Source organism: Kitasatospora sp. NPDC053057 (assembly GCF_044546945.1).
Taxonomy (GTDB): Bacteria; Actinomycetota; Actinomycetes; order Streptomycetales; family Streptomycetaceae; genus Kitasatospora.
Map to the genome: position 1 here is coordinate 1 of NZ_JBITZP010000092.1, position 3,095 is coordinate 3,095.

The following is a 3,095-nucleotide window of genomic DNA, read 5'->3' on the forward strand; positions in this document are numbered from 1 at the left end:
TCCAACTTGAGTCTCGACACCTCAAGGATCACAGAGGACGGCGTGTTTCACGTCCAGCCGCAGATCAGCGCACCCACACATGCGGCAGGAGAGCCTGTTTTAGGGGTTTTGCCTGGGTTGGTTGGACCGGTGTCGGCCGGTCCCGGTCCCGGTCCCGGTTTCGGCTTCCACCTGTTCCGCTCGTGTGGGGTGGGGTTGGTTTTGGTTGCTGTATGTGTTTGCCGCGAGCATGCCATATGGCTGAGGGTGGGGTGTCGGGGTGGGGATCAGGGCTTCGGCGTAGTCCGCGGGCATTTGTTTTGTAATGACTTGAGCCGATAGGGGCGCGAGCGGACAGTTCCTGCCCCAGGGCTTGCGCACCTCGGTGGCCTCGCGCCTCCCCGCACTGTCAGGTGGAGCTCGCCGACTGCCCTGGGGGATGATCCCCTGCGTGAGTGAAGAGACAGGCGCAGGCGCGGACGACGCTCGTGCGTGGGATGAGCGGCTGGGCTGGGCATTCGGGCTGATAGCGGATGATCCGGCCGCGAGAACCGCGGCGCTTGTTCGTCTGGCTGAGGCTCAGCGGAAGGTCGCGGAAGCACTCGGCCGGTCCAACGAGATGTGGCTGCTGACGCGGCCTCTGGGAGTGGACGAGCAGTACCAGGAGCCGGCCTTTCTGCGGGCGCGACAGAGGTACCAGCAGGCCCAGAGGGGTTCATTGCCTGATGGGGTGTGGAGTAGCCCTGTGAGTAGAGATCTGGCGATGTGGCCAGGGCTGCCCTATGCGCTGCTCTTCTTGGAGTGGGAGGCGAGGTACCCGCAGGAGTGGGACCGGCATGCGAAGTCTTGGGGTACGAAGCAGAGCCTGATCCGGGATGTGGCCCGCGCCCACCAGGACGAGGCGGTCAAGGCGAAGCTCACCGACCTGGTCGAGATCGTCGTCCGCCGCGCGTATCGCTGCAAAGACCGCGAATACGTGCGGGTTGCCCGAGCCGTCGACAGCGCCGACTTGCGCGGCAGGCTCGATCGCGCCGTCGATTCGGACAGCCCGTGGGCCCGGTGTCAGGCCGGGTATGTTCTGTGGCTCCTTGACCACCCCGATCTGCCGAATACCCGGCATGTCTGGCAGGCCTGGGTGGCGGGTCAGGCCGCCGCGTTGATCTGACCGGGAACGGTCCCGTGATCACGGAATGCTCTACGCCCCGTGACCCACCTGGAAATCGTGCCCGCCAACGCATCAACGCCGATCCCGCCCGCCTTTGACCAGCTCCGCGAGGGGCCCGACGTCGCGCCCGCAGAGGTGCCCGATCTACTGGAGCGGCTGGCCCAGGTACCCGACCCGCGCGATCCGCGCGGAGTGCGGCACGCGCTGGTCGTCGTCCTGCTCGGTGCCGTGCTGCTCGGCGCCGCCGCCGTCCGCTGGCCTGGTGGGGATGGCTCGCGCGTGTCATCAAGTTCGGGCCGCCGTCCGGGTCTACGTCGTGCTGCTCGGTGTCGCCGCCGTCCGCGCCGTCCTGGTCGGCTTCCTCGGTCAGGCCTGCCGGCCTCGGCCTGCTGCGCCGGGCTGGTCCTGCCCGTCGGCGTCCTGCTCGGTGCCGCCGTCCGGGTCCCGCCGCCGTCCTCGCGGCTGCGGCCCGGCCTGCGTTCGGTTACGCCTTCGGCGGGTTGTCGGCCGACTGGGCCGGTGTCGGCGGTTCGCGGAACACGAAGGGCTTGACCGGCTGGGACCGCTTCGGGCGTTCGGGGTAGCTGTCGAGGGGTTGGAACTGGAACGGCTCAGCGGGTCGGGTCGTTTCGGGCGTTTGCGCGGGGAGCCTGGTGTCCGGCTTCGGCCGGCGCGGGGGCGGGCGGAGGCGAGGGCCGCGTCGAGGGCGCCGCACAGCACCGGCAGGTGGTCGGAGAGATCGCCCAGGACGGTGCCGGGCGCGGTGCAGACGATGGAGCCGACCGCGAGCAGAGCCAGCCGCTCGCTGGTGCTCAGCTCGGGCAGGGCCTTGGCGCCGGCGTCGCCAATGAGCACGTAGGCGTCCAGGCGGTGGGGCGGATGCGGGCCAGGCCCGTGAGCGCCTCGGCGGCGGTGGCCAGCGGCGCCGTCACACGGGGCGTGCGGAGTCGTGCAGTGCGCCCCGTGCGGTGCAAGTTCCGTGGTCGGAGCGACTGTTGGGTGTGGTGGTGTGCCGAACGTTGGTTCATACGGGTTATTCGCTCGGAGGGGTATGGCCTTGGCCGGCTGGTGTGGTTGTAATGGCGGTGACCGACTGTGGGGTGCCCATTCCCCTGTCGGGGCGTCGGGGTGGTGATCGCTTGACGGGTCACCGTCCCCATGCACGGGCACCCTGACAGGTGGAATTCGTCGGCCGTACCATCTGGCGCGGCCGTGTTCGGGCAGCCCCACTCCCGACTCACTCAAGGGGCTGCTCACATGGCAGTAACCATCGTTCCCACTCCCGTGGCGGCGTGTTCCGCCTTCACCGCCACGGCCACCGGCGCGCCCGCGGCGGCCGCCACCGCTGTCTTCTTCTATGACGGCGCCGCCCCGCAGACGGTGCCGGTGGTCGCCGGCGCCGCCGGACCGGTGACGTTCACGGCTGTCGGCTCCGGCGCGCAGCTGGTCCTGGTGACCTACCTGGATGCCGTCAGTACGGTGGTCGGGGTCGACAGCGGCACGGTCACCGTCAACGCGGCGCCGACCGGGACCATCTCCACGACGCTGTCGATCGCCGTCGGCGGCCTCGTGACCGCCGAGACCACCCTGACCTGCGGCGCCGGCCTGATTTCCGTCAACGGCACCCTGACCTACACCCTGCCGGGTGGGGTCACGGTCACCGCCCCGGTGGTCAACGGCGTGGTCGGTCCGGTCAGTCTGGGACTGGCGCTGACGGCCGGTCAGGTGGTGGGGGTCAGCTTCACTCCCGCCGCCGGCACCTGTGCGGCCTGCACCTTCGCGCCGATCACCGTCACCGTGCCGGCGCCGCCGACCTGTTCGGTGGTCATCATCCAGCCGGTGGTCGGCCCGATAGTCGCCGGCCAGCCCACCGTCGTGTCCGCGGTGGTGCTGTGCAACGGCGTGCCCGTTCCGGGTGCGACGGTCACCTTCAACGGCGGCGGGGCCATCC

Annotated in this window: 1 protein-coding gene and 1 pseudogene; both read left to right on the forward strand. The window is 69.9% G+C overall.

Annotation, left to right across the window (positions count from 1 at the left end; genetic code table 11):
* Positions 1-430 precede the first annotated feature (430 nt).
* A complete protein-coding gene (locus ACIG5E_RS38700) occupies positions 431-1,144 on the forward strand; it encodes a hypothetical protein (RefSeq protein ID WP_396541893.1) in 714 nt (237 codons plus the stop codon).
* A gap of 1,257 nt (positions 1,145-2,401) precedes the next feature.
* A pseudogene (locus tag ACIG5E_RS38705) lies at positions 2,402-3,095 on the forward strand (hypothetical protein); the annotation flags it as partial.